Origin of the sequence: Sulfitobacter sp. 1A15299, from assembly GCF_043556915.1 — a bacterium.
In the GTDB taxonomy this organism is placed as follows: Bacteria; Pseudomonadota; Alphaproteobacteria; order Rhodobacterales; family Rhodobacteraceae; genus Sulfitobacter.
On record NZ_JBIFFJ010000003.1, the window covers coordinates 174,106 to 189,812 of the forward strand.

Genomic DNA, 15,707 nt, shown 5'->3' on the forward strand with positions numbered 1-15,707 from the left:
CGCCCATGCGGCCTATCGTTCCAAAAATTGTACGCTTTCGCGTGATATTCAAGCCGTGCGGGTCGGATTACGCATCGTCACCAGTTCTTCGGACATGGTCGGGTGCACCGCGCAGGTGGCGTCGAACTGCTCTTTCGTGGCGCCCATCTTGACCGCGATGCCGACCATCTGGATCAACTCGCCCGCATTGGGTGCGACGATATGACAGCCCAGCACAACCCGCGTCTCGGCGCAGACGATGAGCTTCATCAGCACCCGGTCCGCCTTGCCCGCAAAGGCGCCCTGCATCGGTTTGAAGGAGGTCGCATAGACCTCGATCGGCCCCGCCTCCCGCGCGGCCTCTTCGCTCAGCCCCACGGTGCCCATCTCGGGCTGCGTGAAGATGGCCGAGGGCACCAGATCGTGATCCACCGGCGTCGGGTTGCCGCCAAAGACGGTTTCGACAAAGGCCATGCCTTCGCGGATCGCCACGGGGGTGAGATTGATGCGGTTGGTCACGTCGCCGATGGCATAGACGGAAGGCACCGCCGTCTGGCTGTATTCATCTACTTCGATCGCACCGCTGCGGCCCAGCTTCACCCCCAGTTCTTCCAGCCCCATGTCATCGCTGTTGGGGCGACGGCCCGTGGCAAAGAGCACTTGGTCGAACATCTTTTCGGTGCCGTTGGTCGGCTTGACTTTCATCGGGCCGCTGCCGTCTTCGTGGCTGGGCGACATTTCCAGAATATTGGTGCCCAGATGCAGGTCGATCCCCTTTTCCTGCATCATCTCGGCCACCATGCCGCGGGCTTCGTCGTCAAAGCCGCGCAGGATCTGCGCGCCGCGGTAGTATTGCGTCACCTCGACACCCAAACCATTGAGGATACAGGCGAATTCACAGGCGATATAGCCGCCGCCGATGATGAGGATCGACTTGGGCAGTTTTTCCAGATGGAACAGATCGTCAGAGACCAGCCCCAATTCCGCATTCTCGATCTCGGGGCGCACGGGGCGGCCACCGCTGGCGATGAGGATGTGTTTCGCGGTCTTCTCGGTGCCGTCGGACAGGGCCACGGTATGGGGGTCTTTGATCCGCGCGCGGGTGTCGAATGTGTCGACGCCGGAGTTCTTCAAAAGCTTGCGATAGACACCTTCGAGGCGGTCCAACTCGGTGTTGAGACGGCCCTTGAAGTCATGCCAGTCGAACGGCCCGGCCTTGAGATCCCAGCCAAAGCATTTCGCCTCATCCACCACATCGGCATAGCCCGAGGCGAAGACCATCAGTTTTTTCGGCACGCAGCCCCGGATCACGCAGGTGCCGCCATAGCGGTCTTCCTCGGCCAGTCCGACCTTGGCGTCATGTTCACCCGCCGCGACACGCGCCGCGCGCACACCGCCCGAGCCGCCACCGATGACAAACAGGTCGTAGTCGAATTCATTCTTGGCCATTGGGCGCCTCTCTCAGTCGTTTTGGGTCTCGCGCGGGATCGCGCGTGTCTCACTCTGGGTGCGTTAATCGCTCAGGTCGGAAAACAGGTTGTCGGTCTCGACGAATTCCAAGCGGTCGGTCGCCACGGTGCCTTCATTTATGTCGCGCACCTCGACCCTGCCATCCCCGTAGCCGATCACAACCGCGTCACAGATATCTATGAACAGACCGTTTTCCACCACGCCGGGCATCTGGTTCAGCACCAGCGCCAATTGCCGTGCGTTGCCGATGCGCCCCAGCCGCAGGTCCAGAATGTAGTTCCCCTCGTCCGTGATGAAAGGCACCTCGCCGTTCATCCGCAGGGTCGAGCTTTGGCCCAGCACATCCATCGAGATCAATGTCTCTTCGACCAGCGCCTGCGTGGTCTGCCAGCCAAAGGGAATCACTTCGATCGGCAGGGGGAATGCGCCCAGATGATGCACCTCCTTGCCGATATCGGCGATCACCACCATCTGGTCGCTGGCCGTCGCCACGATCTTTTCTTGCAGCAGGGCCCCACCGCCGCCCTTGATCAGGTTCAGGTCACCGTCGAATTCATCCGCCCCGTCAATCGTCAGGTCGAGCCATTTCGCCTCATCGAGCGAGATCACCTCGATCCCCACATCCCGCGCCAGTTGCGCCGTGCGCGAGGAGGTCGGCACCCCTTTGATCCGCAGCCCATCGTCGCGTACCATCTCGCCCAGACAGCGCACCAGCCACGCCGCCGTCGACCCGGTGCCAAGCCCCACGCGCATCCCGTCTTCCACGAAGTCGCACGCCCGTTTCGCGGCCACGAATTTGGCCTTGTCGATCGGTGATAGGTCTCCGGACATCGGGTGCTCCCTTGCAGGCGTTTGCCGCGTTATAGGGCGAATTGGCATAGGGTGCGAGGGGCAAGTCGGCGGTTTTTGCCGGTGCCGCAGACCGACAGGACGGGCAGAGCGCACGGCCTGTCGCTTTCGGCGCGCCGCAGGACGGCGGGAAATGGTTGGATCGGGCCCAGGCCGCTTGCAATGCGCCAAAGGTCTGGGCGATACCCGTCTCACCGCGCCCGCCACCCGCAACCATAAAAGGGTCCGCCACCTGATGTTTCTTTCGGTCTTCGACATGTTCAAAGTGGGCATCGGCCCCTCGTCTTCGCATACCATGGGGCCGATGGTGGCGGCCGGGCGCTTCCTTGACCAAATGCGCGCATCGCCCTTTCAATTCGCCGGGCTGCGCGCCTCGCTGCATGGCAGTCTCGCCTTCACGGGCGTGGGCCATGCCACCGACCGCGCCACGATCCTCGGCCTTGCCGGGTTCACGCCCGAGGACTATGACGCCGAAGCCGCCGAGAGGGTGTTGGAAGAGATCAAACAGACCCGCCGCATCAGCGTCGACGGCCTGCCAGAACTGCGCTTTGACCCTGAGCGCGACATGATCTTTGACTATGACACCAAGCTTACAGGCCATGCCAACGGCATGATGCTGATGGCCACCGACGCCCAAGGCGACGTTGCCCTGCGCGAGACCTATTATTCCATCGGCGGCGGCTTCGTGATGACCGAAAAGGAACTGGCCGCGGGCAAGGACACGGATGAGGGCGCGCCGGTGCCCTTCCCCTTCAAGTCCGCCGCGGAAATGCTTGAGATGTCGGCCAAATCCGGCAAAACCATCGCAGACATGAAACGCGCCAATGAAGAGGCCCGCGGCGGGGCCGAGAACCTGCGCACCGGCAGCAAACGGCTGTGGCAGGTCATGCGTGACTGCATCGACCGGGGGCTGACCTCCGAGGGCACCCTGCCCGGCGGGCTCAAGGTGAAACGCCGCGCCAAGGGCATTTACGACGCGCTGATGGCGGAGCGCGGACAGAACCAATCCGCGCCGCATACGATCAACGATTGGATGAGCGTCTATGCCATGGCCGTCAACGAAGAGAACGCCGCTGGCGGGCAGGTCGTGACCGCGCCGACCAACGGGGCCGCAGGCGTGATGCCCGCCACCCTACGCTATTACCTCGACCACGTCCCCGGCGCGTCAGAGGCGCATATCGAAGACTTCCTGCTGACCGCCGCCGCGATTGGCGGGCTGGTGAAATACAACGCCTCGATCTCAGGCGCCGAGGCGGGCTGTCAGGCCGAAGTCGGCAGCGCCGCCGCCATGTCCGCCGCCGGGCTCTGCGCCGTGATGGGCGGCACCCCGCAGCAGATCGAAAACGCCGCCGAAATCGCGCTGGAGCATCACCTCGGCATGACCTGCGACCCGCTCAAAGGGCTGGTGCAGGTGCCTTGTATCGAGCGCAACGGCTTGGGCGCGATCAAGGCGGTTTCGGCGGCCTCTCTAGCGCTACGCGGCGACGGCACGCATCTGGTTCCGCTCGATGCCTGTATTGAAACCATGCGCCAAACGGGCGCGGACATGAGCGAGAAGTACAAGGAAACCTCCCTCGGCGGATTGGCGGTGAATGTGCCGAATTGCTGAAGCTGCGCAAATTTGCACAGCCTCCGTTCGCCGGGGCCAATTGTTGAGGTGACCGCCACCGCCTATCTTCTAAGCAACCGCAAAGGAGAGCATCATGTCCCTCAGACCCACATTGGAAACCCGCCGCGCCACGCCCACGATGGAAGGCGCCGGGGTGAAACTGCACCGCGCTTTCGGCTTCCACGACCCGTCGGAGCTTGACCCCTTTCTGCTGTTCGACGACTTTCGCAACGAGCATCCGCGCGACTTCGAAAAGGGCTTCCCTTGGCACCCGCACCGCGGGATCGAGACGATCACCTATGTGCTCGAAGGCACCGTGGCCCATGCGGATTCGCTCGGCAATACCGGCGATCTCAACGCGGGCGACGTGCAATGGATGACCGCCGGGTCGGGCATCCTGCACCAAGAAATGCCGCGCGGGAACGACAAGGGGCAGATGCACGGCTTCCAGCTTTGGGGCAACCTGCCCTCGGCCCAGAAGATGACCGCACCGCGTTATCAGGATATGAAATCCGCCGATATCCCGGTGGTGACCGATGACGACGGCACGAGGGTCAAGATCATCACCGGCGAGTTCTGGGGCAAACGCGGCCCCGTCGACGGCATCGCCGCCGATCCGCAGTATCTGGATGTCTTCGTGCCTGCGGGCGTGAAAAAGACCTTTCGCATCGACACCTACCGCCGGGCCTTTGCCTATGTCTTCCAAGGCGCGGGCGCTTTCGCAGATGCCTCCGCCCCTTCGGGCGTGCTGCTTGAGAAAGAGGTCGCCGGCGAAGAGGTCAACATCCGCGACATGTCGGGCGACCGGACGCTGATCCGCTTTGGCACCGGCGATGAGGTGACGGTGCAGGCCGGTGAGGAAGGCGTGCGTTTCCTGCTGATCTCGGGCGCGCCGATTGAAGAGCCGGTGGCGTGGCACGGGCCGATCGTGATGAACACCCGCGCCGAGATACAACAGGCGATGCGGGATCTGAACAACGGGACTTTCATCCGCCCCGCGCATTGACCCAAAGGGCCGTGGCCGCTCAGGCGGTCACGGCTTTGCGCACCATATCCCAATATTGTGCTACGACCTCGTCCAGCGACAGCCGTCCGCCCGCGCGATACCAAGTATTCACCCCCGTCAGCATCGCGATGATCGCCAGCGTCACGATCTTGGTATCGGCGACGGCGAAATCGCCACTGGCCACCCCGGCGCGCAGGATCGCTTCAAGGCGATCTTCGTAGTCGCGCCGCAGGCGCTCGATCACGGCGAAATTCTCCTCCGTGAGGTTGCGCAGCTCCATATAGGCGATGAAAACCTCATCGGGCCGATCCGCGTGAAACCGGATGTGGAAGGCCACGAAATCCTGCAACTGCTGCATGGCGGAGCGGCTGGGGTCATGGGGTGTTTCGGCCAGCAGGTCGGTCATATGCGCCTGCATCAGGTCGAACAACAGACTCTGCTTGTCGGGCGTGTAGTTATAAAGCGCCCCGGCCTGCACACCGACTTCGGCGGCGATGGCGCGCATGGACACGGCGGCATAGCCGCCCCGTGCGAAAAGCCGCAGCGCGGCTGCGCGGACACGCGGGCCGGTGATATCGGAGTGGGAGCCTGTGGTTCTTGCCATGGCGGCAATTTAATGAACGAGCGTTCAAAAGCAAACCCCGCTTGCGCGAAGATCACGGCTGGGGCAGAACGAGGCATGACCCAAGCGCGCCTCCCCCGCCCCCTTTCAACCATCGCCCTGTTTCTGGGCGTCTCGCTGCTGGCGGGCTGCACGCAGTTTCCCGCGCTCGACCGCACCATCACGCCTGAACTGGAGGCCGCCCCCTACCCCGATCTGGTCCCGATCGACCCGCTTTTGGCCAAGGCCACCGCCGGGCGGATTGACCCGGCGCGGACCGAGGCGGCGCTCACGGGGCGCGCGGCCAATCTCGAAGCCCGCGCGGCGCGGCTGAGCCGCACGAGCACCCAATCCGCCACTGCCGCACGGGTGGCGCGGCTCAGAGCGCGTGCCGACAAGCTACGGCGCGCACGCCAAGCCGCTGAGGACAGCGAAAGCGCTGAATAAACGGGCATCCCCGTGATGCGTATGCGCGTTGCACGCAGGCGCCGAACCCGCTACATCGCGGCTATGCCCGGCCCCGCCTGCCGGGCCTTTCGGATCAGACCAGAAGGACCACCGCCATGTCTAAGCCGCTTCGCCTCGGGATTGCCGGATTGGGAACCGTGGGCGTGGGTGTGCTGCGCATTCTGCGCCAGCAGGCCGCCCTGTTAGAGGCCCGCACCGGCTGCGCGATGACGGTTTCGGCGGTTTCTGCCCGCACCCGGAACAAGGATCGCGGGCTGTCGCTGTCTTCCTATGATTGGGAGGATGACCCCGTCAAATTGGCGACCCGCGACGACGTGGACGTTTTCGTGGAACTCATGGGCGGCGCGGATGGCCCCGCCAAGGCCGCGACCGAAGCCGCGCTGGCGGCGGGCAAACATGTGGTCACCGCAAACAAGGCGATGCTGGCAATGCACGGCCAAGCGCTGGCCGAACAGGCCGAGGGCGCGGGCGTGGCGCTGCGCTATGAGGCCGCCGTGGCGGGCGGCATCCCGGTCATCAAGACGCTGATGGAGGGGCTGGCCGGGAATGAGATCACCCGGATCATGGGGGTGATGAACGGCTCGTGCAATTACATCCTCACGCGGATGGAGGATTCGGGCAAAACCTATCAAGAGATTTTCGCCGAGGCCGATGGGCTGGGCTATCTCGAAGCCGACCCGCAATTGGATGTGGGCGGCATCGACGCGGCGCATAAGCTGGCGATCCTGTCCTCTATCGCCTTCGGCACCAAGATCGACTTTGACGGCATCCAACTTGAGGGGATCGAGCGGGTCGCCATCGAAGACATCCGCGCCGCCGCCGATATGGGCTATAAGATCAAATTGCTGGGCGTGACCCAGAAAACCGGGCGCGGGCTGGAACAGCGGATGATGCCCTGCCTTGTGCCGCAAACCTCGCCCTTGGGGCAGCTTGATGGCGGCACCAATATGGTGGTGATCGAAGGCGATGCCGTGGGCCAGATCGTGCTGCGCGGTGCAGGCGCGGGCGAAGGGCCGACGGCCAGCGCCGTGATGGCCGATGTCTGCGACATCGCGCGCGGGTTGCGCGGGCCGGTCTTTGGCCAGCCTGCCGAAACGCTTGAGCAAACCACCCCCGCCAGCAGCCAGCGCCCTGCCCCCTACTACCTGCGCATGGCGCTGGTCGACAAACCCGGTGCATTGGCGAAGATCGCCACAGTGCTAGGCGAAGCGGGTGTGAGCATCTACCGGATGCGCCAGTATGAACATGCCGATGTCTCGGCCCCCGTGCTGATCGTGACCCACAAGACCAGCCGCGACGCGCTGCTGGAAGCGCTGGCGAATATGGACAAAACCGGCGTGCTGGCCGGTGAACCGGTGGCGCTGCGCATCGAAGAGGTCTGAGGCAGAGGGCCATCGCCCGCCCCCGGGTGGGCGATCCAACTGCGGTACCTGCCACTTTATGGCTCAGCCATGGTGTGCGCCCGAGGGATCGCACCCAGCTCCACAAAATCGCCTATCCGGTCGCGCCAAAGGTGCGCCGTGAATGACGGCACGCCTTCGGCGTGACCGGGCGGGCTGGCGATGGCCCGGCGGCTGCGGCTTGATCCCGGGCCGGGGTGGCAGTTTCGGCCGAAGTGGCAGCCGCTCCCCCAACCCAAAACTTGCCCCGAGGCCCGCGCGAGGGTACAGGACAGAAAACACATTGCACCCAAGGACACTCCATGACCGCTTCCGCCGAATTCCAAGACCGTATGCTCTCTCTGGGCCTCGCCCGCGTATCCGAAGCCGCCGCGCTGGCCTCGGCCAAGCTTATCGGCAAGGGTGACGAGAAAGCCGCCGACCAAGCCGCCGTGAACGCCATGCGCGAGCAGCTCAACATGCTCGATATCGCGGGCGTCGTGGTCATCGGCGAAGGTGAGCGGGACGAGGCCCCGATGCTCTATATCGGCGAAGAGGTCGGCACCGGCAACGGCCCCGGCGTGGACATCGCGCTCGACCCGCTGGAAGGCACCACACTGACCGCCAAGGACATGCCCAACGCGCTGACCGTGATCGCCATGGGCCCGCGCGGCTCCATGCTGCACGCGCCGGACACCTATATGGACAAGCTGGCGATCGGCCCGGGCTTCGAGACCGATGTCGTCACCCTCGACATGAGCCCCGGTGAACGTGTCGAAGCGCTGGCCCGCGCCAAGGGCTGCGCGGCGTCCGACATCACCGTTTGCATCCTCGAACGCCCCCGCCACGCCGATATGATCGCCGAGGTCCGCGCCACCGGTGCGGCCATCCGTCTGATCACCGATGGGGACGTGGCGGGCGTGATGCATTGCGCCGACCCCGAAACCGGCATCGACATGTATATGGGCCAAGGCGGCGCGCCCGAGGGCGTCTTGGCCGCCGCGGCGCTGAAATGCATGGGCGGGCAGATGTATGGCCGCCTGCTGTTCCGCAACGAAGACGAAAAGGGCCGCGCCGCCAAGGCCGGGATCACCGAGTTCGACCGCATCTATTCGCGCGACGAAATGGTCACCCAAGACGTGATCTTTGCCGCGACAGGCGTCACCGGCGGCAACATCCTGCCGGGCGTGAAACGCGAGCCGGGCTGGCTGACCACCGAGACGCTGATCATGCGCTCGCGCACCGGCTCGGTCCGTCGCATCAACTACCGCACCCCGGCGGAGTGAGGGCCAGACTGGCCCTCCCCACCCTCTTCCATAACGGCCAAATGAGGTCCGCATGAGCTTTCTCGGTGTCGAAACATCTTTGACCGGGCGGCGCTGGATCGGTCCTGACGTGGAACTGACCCGCGCGGCGGAACTGCTGGTGCAGCGCGCGGGCCTGCCCGACCCGGTGTGCCAAGTGCTGGCGCGCCGCGGCGTGGTCGATACCCAAGCGGCGGGCTTTCTGGCCCCCGCCCTGCGCGACCTGCTGCCCGATCCCCGCGCCATGCGCGATATGGAGGCGGCAGCAACGCGGTTTCTCTCGGCCCTGCAAAACCGCGAGCGCATTGCGATTTTCGCGGACTATGACGTGGACGGCGGCTCTTCCGCCGCGCTGCTGCTGGTCTGGCTACGCGACATGGGCCACCGTGCAACCCTCTATATCCCCGACCGTATCGACGAGGGCTATGGCCCGAATGACGAGGCGATGTCCGCCCTCGCCGCCGAGCATGACCTGATCGTCTGCGTCGACTGCGGCACGCTGTCCCATGGCCCCATCGCCGCCGCCAAGGGCGCGGATGTCATCGTGCTTGACCACCACTTGGGCGGCGAAAAGCTGCCCGATGCACTGGCCGTGGTGAACCCCAACAGACAGGACGAAGACGGCACGCTGGCGCATCTCTGCGCCGCTGCGGTCGTATTCTTGATGCTCGTCGAAGTGGGGCGGCAACTGCGCGAAGCGGGGCGCAAGGGGCCGGACCTGATGGCGATGCTCGATCTGGTGGCGCTGGCCACCGTCGCCGATGTGGCCCCGCTCACCGGCGTCAACCGCGCCTTCGTGCGTCAGGGGCTCAAGGTCATGGCCCGGCGCGCCCGGCCCGGTCTTGCCGCCCTGTCGGATGTGGCGCGGATGGACACCGCCCCCACGGCCTATCACCTTGGCTTTCTGCTCGGCCCCCGCATCAACGCGGGCGGGCGCATCGGGCAGGCCGACCTTGGCGCGCGGCTTTTGGCCACTGCCGATCCGCATGAGGCCGCGGCCCTCGCCGAACGGCTCGACCAGCTCAACACCGACCGCCGCGAGGTTGAGGCCGCCGTGCGCGCCAGCGCCATGGCACAGGCCGAAGAACGCGGCTTTGACGGACCGCTGGCATGGGCCGCTGGCCCCGGCTGGCACCCCGGCGTGGTGGGCATCGTCGCCTCACGCCTGAAAGAAGCCGCCAACCGCCCCTCTATCGTCATCGGCATCGAAGACGGCATCGGCAAGGGCTCGGGCCGCTCGATCAGCGGCATCGACCTCGGCGCGCCGATCCAACGCCTTGCCGCCGAAGGGCTGCTGATCAAGGGCGGCGGGCACAAGATGGCAGCAGGGCTGACCGTGGCGGAAGACAAAATCGAAGCGGCGATGGCGCGCTTGGGCGAATTGCTCACCAAACAGGGCGCGCATTTGGCCGGACCTGCTGACCTCAACCTCTGCGGTATGATGATGCCCGGCGCGGCCACCGTGGAACTGGCCGAAATGGTCGACCAAGCCGGCCCCTTCGGCGCCGGCGCCCCTGCCCCGCGCTATGCCTTTGCGGACATGCAAATCCGCTTTGCCAAACGGGTGGGCGAGAACCACCTGAAAGTGAGCTTTGGCGACGGGCTGGGCGCGAACCTCGAAGCGATTTCCTTTGGCGCCTATGATGGCCCTCTCGGGCCCGCGCTGGAAAACCACGGCGGCGCGCGTTTCCACCTCGCAGGCCGTCTCGACATTAACAATTTCCGCGGTCGGCGGACCGTTCAACTGCGTTTGGAAGACGCCGCACGGGCCTGAAAACTTTTTCTGAAGAAACTTCATTTTTCCGCTTGCAGCCCCCCGCAGTATTACTTAAACGTCCGCTCACAGACAGAGCAGCACACACCAAACGCTGCACTGACCTGACAAAGAGTGGCCCGTTCGTCTATCGGTTAGGACGCCAGGTTTTCAACCTGGAAAGAGGGGTTCGATTCCCCTACGGGCTGCCACTTTATCCCCCTCCAAAAGCAGAGATTAACCCCAGAGGCTTCGAAGAATCCCCTCGGAATCGCGGCGTCGGTCTGGGGCTTTTTAGGTACGCCAATCCGCTGTCCGCGCCCAACTGTCGCCCATTTATCGCGCTGACATTATTGTGAGAATTGCGCGTTGGGCGGCGGTTTGCGCCTCGGTTTTCGCCTCGTCCAAACGCGCATAGGCTGGCGGAAATCTTGCTGCTGAAGGATATGATGCACCCGCTCCCTGAAGTCCGGGAATCCATAAATATTATCAATATCAATTACTTAACAACCTAGTTCCGCCGCAAATGCGTTCTACAGCATCGCAGGCCGCATGCTCCTCCCCGCCCCATGAACCTCCCACAACGCCCCCAAATCGCTGGAAATTCCCCACCAACCCGCCACCTCGCGAAACAATCTGTTTCCCAGAAAAAGGATCGAATAAGGCGAAAAGGTGGTAACAAATCATACATATCCTACCTGAACGTATAGGCCGGATAGGCTGTTGAGTTGGAACGGTGTGAAAGCGCCGTGGACCGGATCGGTCCGAATGAATGCGATGGAACCCCGGGGGGTTTGGAATGAAGTACTTTGACGCACACAGCCATGCCTATGGCTCGATGGAAGTGATCGCCGGTCCGGTGCTGGGCCGCGCGCAGCCTGCCATGGCGGGGGCTGCCGTTTTGCCCACGCCGCGCGCGCTGGCGGCCCTTCGTCTGCGTCCGACCGGCCTTTATGGCCGCTACGCGAAACCGCTGCTCGACCGGCTGCTGATCCTCGCGTCCCTGCCCATCGCTCTGCCGATCATCGCGCTTTGCGCGCTGGCGTTGTGGATCGAAAGCGGTCAGCCCTTTTATACGCAAAAGCGCCTTGGCCGGGGGGGCAAAGGCTTCTCCATCCTGAAGCTGCGCACCATGGTGCGCGATGCCGACGCGGTCCTGGAAGGCTACCTCGCCGCGAACCCGGCGATGCGCGCCGAATGGGATGAGATGCAAAAGCTGAAAGACGATCCGCGCATCACGCGGGTGGGCGCTTTCCTGCGGGCAACCTCGCTGGATGAGCTGCCGCAACTTTGGAACGTGCTGAAAGGCGACATGAGCCTGATCGGCCCGCGCCCCATGATGCCCGACCAGCTTGAAATGTACGGCGATGCGAAAGCCTATTTCGCGCTGCGCCCCGGCATCACCGGTTTGTGGCAGGTCTCGGCGCGCAACAACAGCCGTTTCACCTACCGCAATGAGGTCGACGCCGCCTATCGCCGCAACCTGTCGCTGCCGATGGATCTGACCATTCTGCTGAAAACCGTTGGCGTCGTCTTGCGCCGGACCGGGTGCTGAGCGATGCTCGCCGCGCCCGGCAATAGTGAGAAATTCAGCGCCTTATGTTCAAGAAATCGAAAGGGAAGACGATGAGAGACCTCTACGCATCCGATGCCCTCGGCGCGGACAACAGCGATGTGACGGCGCAATTCGGCGGCCCGGGGATGCGCCACAGCATCCGCCCGCGCCGCACCGTGATCGACCATGAGGATGAGTTCGACGGCGATTTCACCGAAGGCGATTTGACTTTCGAAGACAGCCTGCCCGCCGCCCCTGCCGTGTCCCGCTACATCGGGGACGCGCGCGCACCGCGCTGGCAAGACCTGCCCATCGCCACCCCCGGCCCCGGCGGCGACATGCCGCTGGTCGATGATCACCGCAACAGCGCCGCCGCGCGGGCCTTTGACCTGCTGCGCACGCGCCTGCGTCAAACCACGTTAGAGCATCGCGGGGTCAATATCGCCGTCACCGCCCCCACCTCGGGCTGCGGCAATAGCTTTTCGGCGACCAATCTGGCGCTGAGCCTTTCGCGGGTGCCGGGTTCGCGCACCGTGTTGATGGATATGAACATGCGCAGCCCCGGTCTCGCCCGCGCCTTTGACATGCAGGCCCCCGGCGCGATGAGCGATCTGCTCAGTGGCCGTGCCGACCTCGGCAAGGGGATGTTGCGGGTGAGCGATACGCTCGCCCTCGGCCTGAACGACCGGGCCGAAGTGAACGCCGCCGAAATCTTGCAAGACAGCGCCACGGCGGAAACCCTGCTGCGTCTGCGCGCCTCGCTCCAGCCTGAAATCGTCCTCTACGACATGCCGCCGATGCTGGAGCATGACGATCTCTCGGCCTTCTTGCCGCAATTGGACGGTGTTTTGCTGATCTCAGACGGCAGCCAAACCATGGCGCGTCACCTGCGCGAATGCGAACGGATGCTCGAAGGTCGGGTGCCGCTTCTGGGCATCGTGTTGAACCGGGCGCGGGCCTCCAGCCTGCCGAAATATGCCTGACACCCCCTGTCGCCGTCCTTGCTTGCGCCCTATTATCGCCCAAGTCATCTGATCTAGGCAGGGAAACTCCGCCGGGCAACGGTCGGGGGCTTTGAGCAGGTTGGAAAGAGGCACATGGGACCGATCTATACATTCGATGACATCATCGACATGATCCGCCGCCGCGCGGGTGTGATCATTTTGATCACGCTTATGGGCTGCATCGCCTCGGTCTATTGGGCGCTTTCGACGCCGCATGTCTACCAATCTTCCGAAGTTATCCAGATCGAGCAGCCAAAAATCGCCAATGATCTGGCCCCCTCCACGGTCGAAGGCTCTTCGGCGCGCCGTTTGCAATTGATCGAACAGCAGTTGATGGCGCGCGGCACCTTGGTCGATATCATTCAACGTTTTGATCTTTATGGCGATCTGACCGCATTGCGCATATCGGAAAAGGTCGATCTGCTGCGCCGTTCGGTCACCATTACCGGCGTGGCCGCCCCGCGCGAGGGCTTTGCCGATGACGGCACCATCTCGGTCATGACCTTCACCGCCGAGATGGACAACCCCGCCGATGCGCAGGCCGTGGCCCGCGAATTCGCCGACCGCACGCGCCAGATGTCCGCCGCCCGACGTCAAAGCCAGACGCAAGAAACCTTGGAGTTTTTCCAGCGCCAAGAGCAGAACCTGATCCGCGACATATCGGAGCTTGAGGCCGAACTGGCGGGTTATCGCACCGAAAACGATCTGTCGCTTGAAGGCAGTCTTGAGTTTCGCCGCGGCGAGATCAGCAGCCTCAACGACGCCATTCTTGAACTCGACCGTGAAATCATCGCCACGCGGCTGGCGCGCGACCGGGTCAACCCCGATGCCCGCGCCGCCACCATCGCCCGCGAACAGGCCGAGCTGGATGCCACGCTCGAAAGCCTGACCACGCAGCGCGACCTGCTGCAAGAGCAGCGCGAAACCCTGACCGCCAGCCTGCAAACCTCGCCCGAGGTTGAGCGGGAGCTGGCCCGGTTCGACCGCCGCCTGACCCAGTTGCAAGATCAGTTGGAGGTGATCACCGCCCGCCGGAACGAGGCGGAGGTGGGCTTTTCGCTCGAATCCGATCAAAGGGGCGAGAAGCTGATCACGTTGGAGCAGGCCGAATTGCCCGATTACCCCGTATCGCTCAGCCGCAAGAAACGCGCGGCGGTGGGCGGGATGGCCAGCGTGGCGCTGGCGCTGATCGTGGCCTTCCTGCTGGAACTGCGCCGCCCGGTGATCCGCTCGGCCCGGCAGATGACACGCGAGACGGGGTTGATCCCTGTCGTCTCGATCCCCGATCTTAGCCCGCGCGAAAAGCGCCGCACCTTGGGCAAAGTCTGGCAGGAGCGTTTGAAGGCTGGCAAAGAAGGCCGCGCCGCGCGGATGGCCCGCAAGCAAAAGAGCTGAACCCCTTAGACCGTGGCGCTCAGCCCCAACACCCGGTCCCAATGCAACCAAAGCGCCAGCGCGCCGAGCGCCAGCCCCGAGAGGGTAAAGAACAGATCATGCCGCGCGTCCCAGACGCCATGCGCCCGTGCGAGCCAGATCAAGACCAGATGCGACAGCACCATCGCGGCCCCCAAGCCTATGAGCGCCCCCGGCAAACCGGCAGTGATCACCCCCAGCAGCAGCAGCCCCACCTGCAGGCTGGCCCTTGAGGCCGAAGAGATGAAGAACCGCCGCGAATCCCCCGCGGCAAGGGCCGCCTGATCATAGGTCATCCCGATCACCTGCGGCATCAGCGCCAGCGCCAGCATCACCAGAATCGCGCCGCTTTGCAGGTAGCGCGGGTCATAGAGGACCGAGACCAGCCACGGCCCCGCCAGCGCCATCACCACCAAGAGCGCCAGCAGCCCGCCGCTCAGCCCATAGCGCATCCGCTTGAGCTTGGGATGGTCGCCGCCCCCCGCCTCTCGGTAGATCGGGATCATCACCCGCCCGGTGACATTCTGCCCCAGCAGCAACGGAAAGCTGGCCAGAAAATAACCGATATTGTAGATGCCCAACCCTTCGAGCGAGAGGAACTTGCCCAAGATCGCCTTGTCTCCCTGACTGGCAAAGAACCAGAACATGGTCGACAGGAAGATCCATTTGCCGAAATGCACCAATTCGCGCACCGCCGGACGCTCCCAGCGAAAGCGGTTGCCCGGCCCCGGCAGGAAGGCATGGGTCAGCGCCAGCTTCGCCAAGGCGCTTACCACGCCGCCGACCACCAGCGCCGCCACCGATTGATAGAGCGCCGCGCCCAGGATCATCACCACAATGCCGATCACCTGCGATGTCAGGTCCAGCAGCGTGAGCCGCCCCATTTGCAGATGCCGATGCGCCGTTTCGATCCGCGTTGGGTTGAACCCGGCGACAATCAGGCTCAGCGCCGCGATGGGGAGATAGGTCAGCAGCAAAGGCTCATCGTAAAATGCCGCCACCGGCCATGCCAGCGCCGTGGCGGCAAGCCACAGACCGCCCCCCCGGATTGCTTGGATTGTCCAAGCGGTATCGAGAAAATCCCGATCATCGCCGCGTTTGCTCTGCGCGATGGAAGGCGCGATGCCCACGTCCGAGAACAGCGTCAGCCCGACGATTACCACCTGTATCAGCGCCATCAGGCCAAAGGCTTCGGGAAAGAGCAGCCGCGTCAGGATCAGGTTCGACGCCAACCGGATCGCCTGCGACCCGCCATAGCCCAAGACGATCCAAGAGGTCGAGCGCAGCGCCCGTGCCATCAGGCGATTGCCCGTTACC

General features: G+C 64.1%; 13 protein-coding genes and 1 tRNA gene. 10 read left to right on the top strand and 4 right to left on the bottom strand.

Annotated features, from left to right (window positions below; genetic code table 11):
- Window positions 1-48 precede the first annotated feature (48 nt).
- Together gorA and rpiA are read right to left on the bottom strand one after the other, a co-directional pair.
- On the bottom strand, window positions 49-1,428 hold the full coding sequence (gene gorA / locus ACGYK7_RS06215) for a glutathione-disulfide reductase (protein WP_394400042.1): 1,380 nt from the start codon (window positions 1,426-1,428) through the stop codon (window positions 49-51).
- A 63-nt stretch (window positions 1,429-1,491) separates the two neighbouring features.
- Window positions 1,492-2,280 carry a ribose-5-phosphate isomerase RpiA gene (gene rpiA / locus ACGYK7_RS06220; RefSeq protein ID WP_394400044.1) on the bottom strand — a complete coding sequence of 263 codons (789 nt, stop codon included), beginning with the start codon at window positions 2,278-2,280 and terminating at the stop codon, window positions 1,492-1,494.
- Window positions 2,281-2,533: 253 nt separating this feature from the next.
- On the opposite strand from rpiA, the gene ACGYK7_RS06225 reads away from it, so the two are divergent.
- Window positions 2,534-3,907 carry an L-serine ammonia-lyase gene (locus ACGYK7_RS06225; RefSeq protein WP_394400046.1) on the top strand — a complete coding sequence of 458 codons (1,374 nt, stop codon included), beginning with the start codon at window positions 2,534-2,536 and terminating at the stop codon, window positions 3,905-3,907.
- Window positions 3,908-4,001: 94 nt separating this feature from the next.
- Complete coding sequence (locus tag ACGYK7_RS06230) at window positions 4,002-4,913, top strand: pirin family protein (protein WP_394400048.1); 912 nt, start codon at window positions 4,002-4,004, stop codon at window positions 4,911-4,913.
- 19 nt (window positions 4,914-4,932) lie between these two features.
- Here ACGYK7_RS06230 and ACGYK7_RS06235 read toward each other — a convergent pair whose 3' ends face one another.
- Window positions 4,933-5,517 carry a TetR/AcrR family transcriptional regulator gene (locus tag ACGYK7_RS06235; RefSeq protein WP_394400050.1) on the bottom strand — a complete coding sequence of 195 codons (585 nt, stop codon included), beginning with the start codon at window positions 5,515-5,517 and terminating at the stop codon, window positions 4,933-4,935.
- A 75-nt stretch (window positions 5,518-5,592) separates the two neighbouring features.
- Here ACGYK7_RS06235 and ACGYK7_RS06240 point away from each other — a divergent pair, with 75 nt between their 5' ends.
- The 8 genes from ACGYK7_RS06240 to ACGYK7_RS06275 all read left to right on the top strand — a co-directional run bounded on the left by ACGYK7_RS06240 (window position 5,593) and on the right by ACGYK7_RS06275 (window position 14,372).
- Window positions 5,593-5,961 (top strand): hypothetical protein, encoded by a 369-nt coding sequence (locus tag ACGYK7_RS06240; protein ID WP_394400052.1) that lies wholly within the window; start codon window positions 5,593-5,595, stop codon window positions 5,959-5,961.
- A gap of 116 nt (window positions 5,962-6,077) precedes the next feature.
- Window positions 6,078-7,364 carry a homoserine dehydrogenase gene (locus ACGYK7_RS06245; RefSeq protein ID WP_394400054.1) on the top strand — a complete coding sequence of 429 codons (1,287 nt, stop codon included), beginning with the start codon at window positions 6,078-6,080 and terminating at the stop codon, window positions 7,362-7,364.
- Between the two features lie 320 nt (window positions 7,365-7,684).
- Window positions 7,685-8,647 (top strand): class II fructose-bisphosphatase, encoded by a 963-nt coding sequence (gene glpX / locus ACGYK7_RS06250; protein ID WP_394400056.1) that lies wholly within the window; start codon window positions 7,685-7,687, stop codon window positions 8,645-8,647.
- A gap of 52 nt (window positions 8,648-8,699) precedes the next feature.
- The gene (gene recJ / locus ACGYK7_RS06255) at window positions 8,700-10,439 is read left to right on the top strand and encodes a single-stranded-DNA-specific exonuclease RecJ (protein WP_394400058.1); all 1,740 of its coding nucleotides are present in this window, start codon (window positions 8,700-8,702) and stop codon (window positions 10,437-10,439) included.
- Window positions 10,440-10,555: 116 nt separating this feature from the next.
- Window positions 10,556-10,630, top strand: a tRNA-Glu gene (locus ACGYK7_RS06260).
- A gap of 626 nt (window positions 10,631-11,256) precedes the next feature.
- Window positions 11,257-11,973: a sugar transferase gene (locus tag ACGYK7_RS06265; RefSeq protein WP_394400402.1), complete on the top strand. Its 717-nt coding sequence runs from the start codon at window positions 11,257-11,259 to the stop codon at window positions 11,971-11,973.
- A 71-nt stretch (window positions 11,974-12,044) separates the two neighbouring features.
- A complete protein-coding gene (locus ACGYK7_RS06270) occupies window positions 12,045-12,956 on the top strand; it encodes a CpsD/CapB family tyrosine-protein kinase (protein ID WP_394400060.1) in 912 nt (303 codons plus the stop codon).
- Between the two features lie 114 nt (window positions 12,957-13,070).
- Window positions 13,071-14,372, top strand: a complete 1,302-nt coding sequence (locus ACGYK7_RS06275) for a GumC family protein (protein ID WP_394400062.1) — start codon at window positions 13,071-13,073, stop codon at window positions 14,370-14,372.
- Between the two features lie 5 nt (window positions 14,373-14,377).
- Here ACGYK7_RS06275 and ACGYK7_RS06280 read toward each other — a convergent pair whose 3' ends face one another.
- A complete protein-coding gene (locus tag ACGYK7_RS06280; RefSeq protein WP_394400404.1) occupies window positions 14,378-15,688 on the bottom strand; it encodes an oligosaccharide flippase family protein in 1,311 nt (436 codons plus the stop codon).
- Between the last annotated feature and the right edge of the window lie 19 nt (window positions 15,689-15,707).

Excerpts from the sequence above, each read along its gene's own strand:
- gorA (WP_394400042.1), bottom strand. The coding sequence starts at position 1,428 with ATGGCCAAGAATGAATTCGACTACGACCTGTTTGTCATCGGTGGCGGC.
- rpiA (WP_394400044.1), bottom strand. The coding sequence starts at position 2,280 with ATGTCCGGAGACCTATCACCGATCGACAAGGCCAAATTCGTGGCCGCG.
- ACGYK7_RS06225 (WP_394400046.1), top strand. The coding sequence starts at position 2,534 with ATGTTTCTTTCGGTCTTCGACATGTTCAAAGTGGGCATCGGCCCCTCG.
- ACGYK7_RS06230 (WP_394400048.1), top strand. The coding sequence starts at position 4,002 with ATGTCCCTCAGACCCACATTGGAAACCCGCCGCGCCACGCCCACGATG.
- ACGYK7_RS06235 (WP_394400050.1), bottom strand. The coding sequence starts at position 5,517 with ATGGCAAGAACCACAGGCTCCCACTCCGATATCACCGGCCCGCGTGTC.
- ACGYK7_RS06240 (WP_394400052.1), top strand. The coding sequence starts at position 5,593 with ATGACCCAAGCGCGCCTCCCCCGCCCCCTTTCAACCATCGCCCTGTTT.
- ACGYK7_RS06245 (WP_394400054.1), top strand. The coding sequence starts at position 6,078 with ATGTCTAAGCCGCTTCGCCTCGGGATTGCCGGATTGGGAACCGTGGGC.
- glpX (WP_394400056.1), top strand. The coding sequence starts at position 7,685 with ATGACCGCTTCCGCCGAATTCCAAGACCGTATGCTCTCTCTGGGCCTC.
- recJ (WP_394400058.1), top strand. The coding sequence starts at position 8,700 with ATGAGCTTTCTCGGTGTCGAAACATCTTTGACCGGGCGGCGCTGGATC.
- ACGYK7_RS06265 (WP_394400402.1), top strand. The coding sequence starts at position 11,257 with ATGGAAGTGATCGCCGGTCCGGTGCTGGGCCGCGCGCAGCCTGCCATG.
- ACGYK7_RS06270 (WP_394400060.1), top strand. The coding sequence starts at position 12,045 with ATGAGAGACCTCTACGCATCCGATGCCCTCGGCGCGGACAACAGCGAT.
- ACGYK7_RS06275 (WP_394400062.1), top strand. The coding sequence starts at position 13,071 with ATGGGACCGATCTATACATTCGATGACATCATCGACATGATCCGCCGC.
- ACGYK7_RS06280 (WP_394400404.1), bottom strand. The coding sequence starts at position 15,688 with ATGGCACGGGCGCTGCGCTCGACCTCTTGGATCGTCTTGGGCTATGGC.